The organism is Endozoicomonas atrinae (assembly GCF_001647025.1).
Classification (GTDB): Bacteria; Pseudomonadota; Gammaproteobacteria; order Pseudomonadales; family Endozoicomonadaceae; genus Endozoicomonas; species Endozoicomonas atrinae.
On record NZ_LUKQ02000396.1, the window covers coordinates 1 to 3,610 of the forward strand.

A 3,610-nucleotide genomic window follows, 5' to 3' on the forward strand; every position below is an offset into this window, starting at 1 on the left:
ATCAGAACCTGATGCACAGAGTTTTTGAGAAGTTAGGCTTGGCAATGAATGACGAAAAAGTCATGAATACTTATGAGGAGCTAAGTAGCTATGGTGCTATCGCTGCATAATAGTGTCCGGAGTATTGACAAAAGTCAATCACTGTTTTTTAAAACTGTTGATTTAAAAAAGAACAATAACAATGACAATGACCAAACTCGAATCTTATTCAACTAGAGTTAGTTAACCATCAGGCACTTGAATTATACTCCGAAACCAGAAAAATAAAAACAATGAAACTTTATTAGCTCACCTTGCTCTAAGAAAAATAAAATAATCACTATCTATCAGGATATTGCATTAATGACAATGCCTGCACTGAACCATAAACCGATGGTTTCATTTCATCACGGTCATAAACGAGTGCTTTTTATTAACAACCATGATATTTAGTACTACTTGCAACGAATGAATACCCTGCCATGGAAAATCAATATTCCTAGAGCTATCTGAGAACTTGACAAACAATACAATTCAATGACAACAACAGGTTAAATAATAATGTGCTTGTATCCGCTGCAGCCAGTTACAATACACTCCATATAGACATTCAACCATCACCTAAAAATGATAAAAATAAAAGAAAACATGAGCAGGATACAAAAAAATATCAAAAATAATCAAGCTGGATTCTGGCCATGCAAACCATCAAAAGCATATAAAAAAAGAAGGGCAACAAAAGGAGTTATCCGAATACAAAGCTTCCATTCAAAAAAAACAGCCTAATCAGCAACAACTTCATACAGATAAAATACAGGTTGATGAAAAACACAGGGTGGAAAGAGATTTAATACCCACAATACTGAAAAATATTCTGACTGACATTCGTAAAATGGATATTGAGTATGCCTACTGATAAATGCTCTGATATGCCTGAGCATAAAAGGTTGCCCAGTCACGGTAATCTTGTCTGTGTTGAAAAAATCAATCATTTACTGGTACGCGATACTAATCGATTAAGGAAGGTGCGAATAAGTCCGCTCTCACCTTCGGTAACCCCTGGTATTACTGACACTGCCTTTGGAAAAAGGGACTTATTCGCAGTTTTCCTAACTGACCAATGGGAGGTTAGTAAGGTTCCAGAATGCAGGATTCAAGTTCTGGTCTTCATATTTCGGTATATGTTGGTATTGAAAAATACACGCAAACAGCCGTTAATCGCTACCCGTAATACCATAAAAAGCCGCTGATATCAGAGAGTACACTTGAACGAATTATTATTGATTGGCCAGCTGTTCTTATTTTATGCCATGGTCATTTTAACCTATCGGCTCTTTGGTAAGGTGGGGCTTCTGTGTTACACCGTACTGGCTGTCGTGGCCGCCAATATTGAAGTACTGGTGCAAATCAACGCCTTCGGTATGGAGATGACTCTGGGAAATATTATGTTTGCCACCACCTTTCTGGTGACCGATATCCTGAGCGAGGTGGGAGGTAAGAAATGGTCCAACTATGCGGTGAACGTTGGAATTTTTACCTCTGTACTTTTTATTGCCATTTCCCAGAGCTGGCTGTATTTCAGTCCCAATGAGTTGGATTTTGCAATGCCGCATATTCAGGCTATTTTCAGCAATACCCCCCGCCTGATGATTACCGGCCTGGTGGTTTATGCCGTCGCACAACGCTTTGATGTATGGCTGTATCACAAAATCTGGCACTGGACAGGGTTTACTGAGAAATATCTATGGTTGCGTAACAACACATCGACCATGATTTCTCAGTTATTAAATGCGGTCCTTTTCACCTTTGGCGCATTTTACGGGACATTCCCGGTAGCAGACCTGCTCAGTATTATCATCACCAGCTATGGTATCTTCGTGGTGACCAGCCTGTGTGATACACCCGCCGTGTATCTATGCAGAAAGATCAAGGTCAAAGAAATATGGGAGCGCCTATGAAAGCAATCATTACCGGAGCCAGCACAGGTATTGGCCTGGCGGTTTGTCAGCGTTTTCTACAGGATGAGCGCATCACGGTGGTGGGTATCGATATTAACCCAACCGAGCTTGTCAGTCCCCATTACCATCATTTACTGGCCGATGTGGCCAAGCCTGACTTACTCCCTGAAATTGAGGGCGTGACTCATCTGATCAACAATGCCGGGGTACAAAACACAGCACAGGACATCGCCATTAATTTAGGCGGCGTGATGAACTGTACCAGGCAGTACGGTTTACAACCGGAGATTCAATCCATTGTGAACGTGGCCTCTGCCAGTGCTCACACAGGTGCCGAATTTCCAGAATATGTGGCCTCCAAAGGCGGCGTAGTCGCCTATACAAAATGGACTGCTTTACAGGTAGCTGAATACGGTGCCACCTGCAACAGTATTTCTCCGGGAGGAGTACTTACCGAACTGAACAGGCCGGTAATGGACGATCCTGAAAAATGGCAGGCCATTATGGATGAAACACTACTGCCAAAATGGGCCAGTTCGGAAGAAATTGCGGAATGGGTTTACTTTATGGCAGTCATCAATCAAAGCATGACCGCTCAGGATATTCTGGTGGATAACGGTGAAATGGCAAAGTCCAACTTTGTCTGGTAATTACACCAGAGGCAGATGACTCAGCTATTGCATAAGCATGATATACCTTTTGGTCATATAAATAGTCACAAGCAAACAGCTCTTGAGCTTTTTAAAACACAGATAGATCAGGAAATAAAGACCCTGAGGTTTATAACACCATGCAAACACTTGGCTTTTTTTACTATGCAGATTCCATAATCTGACATCAGGATTGTTGCGACCGATATACATTCAGGCAGGGGGCAGCAGGATACCGGAAACGAGTTTTCTTGACTTGTCTGTGGATTGAAACACAGGCTTTAGGAAATAGGGTGGCCGTAGCAAGTGCTTCATATAGCAATATACATAGAAAAAGTGATCACAAATGGAATGAATAATGATCGGCCACCCTACTTGTCAAAGATTAATGACGTTTAATCTTACAGAAATAACTGAAGCCGAAGGTAAACACCCATAACTTATTAATGACATCAAGCCAGTAAAATCAATAAAACATCATTGATACTGACAAACAGATATTTTCTTATTCAAAAGGTATATAAAACTAATAATAAAAATTAGAATTTCGTTTTTTAAAAAATCCTCTAACCCTCTCTCCTTTCATACTTATAGAGATAGCGATCAAAAAACTTATTAAGAAATAACCATTTTGGATAACACGGAAATAGTTCAAGGAAACTAATGACTGTCAATTAATGTCCAAGAAAATAACTAAGCAGCACTCTTTCAGGCATCTAGAGGCAATCTTCATCAGCGTAAGCTTAGAAAGAATTACAGTAGTTAATAAAAAATAACAATTACTCAATACATATCGATGAGGAATTAAGAGCCTGTAAATAATTCTGTGTAAACGCCACCAAAACTATTACTCCTTGAACCGGTCAGGAAACATAATTTCAAACCGGTTCATGGCTGCTTTCCAGTTCCTGATCGGCATGGTCCATTTCTCGGAAGCTTTTTCCATGGCCAGATAGATTACCTTCATGACTGACTCATCAGTCCGAAAAATCTTCCGGTTCTTGATCGCCTTACGAATGACGC

General features: G+C 40.4%; 2 protein-coding genes and 1 pseudogene. 2 read left to right on the forward strand and 1 reads right to left on the reverse strand.

The window, feature by feature from the left end:
* The first annotated feature begins 1,244 nt into the window (after positions 1-1,244).
* Together AK963_RS26855 and AK963_RS26860 are read left to right on the forward strand one after the other, a co-directional pair.
* A complete protein-coding gene (locus tag AK963_RS26855) occupies positions 1,245-1,937 on the forward strand; it encodes a queuosine precursor transporter (protein WP_202969879.1) in 693 nt (230 codons plus the stop codon).
* Positions 1,934-2,587, forward strand: coding sequence for an SDR family NAD(P)-dependent oxidoreductase (locus tag AK963_RS26860; protein ID WP_066018412.1), 654 nt, complete (start codon positions 1,934-1,936; stop codon positions 2,585-2,587). Before AK963_RS26855 ends, AK963_RS26860 begins: the two co-directional genes overlap by 4 nt.
* A gap of 847 nt (positions 2,588-3,434) precedes the next feature.
* Here AK963_RS26860 and AK963_RS36030 read toward each other — a convergent pair.
* A pseudogene (locus AK963_RS36030) lies at positions 3,435-3,610 on the reverse strand (IS256 family transposase); the annotation flags it as partial.

What these genes read in the sequence shown, in the direction of transcription:
- AK963_RS26860 (WP_066018412.1), top strand. Translation starts at nt 1,934, where the DNA reads ATGAAAGCAATCATTACCGGAGCCAGCACAGGTATTGGCCTGGCGGTT.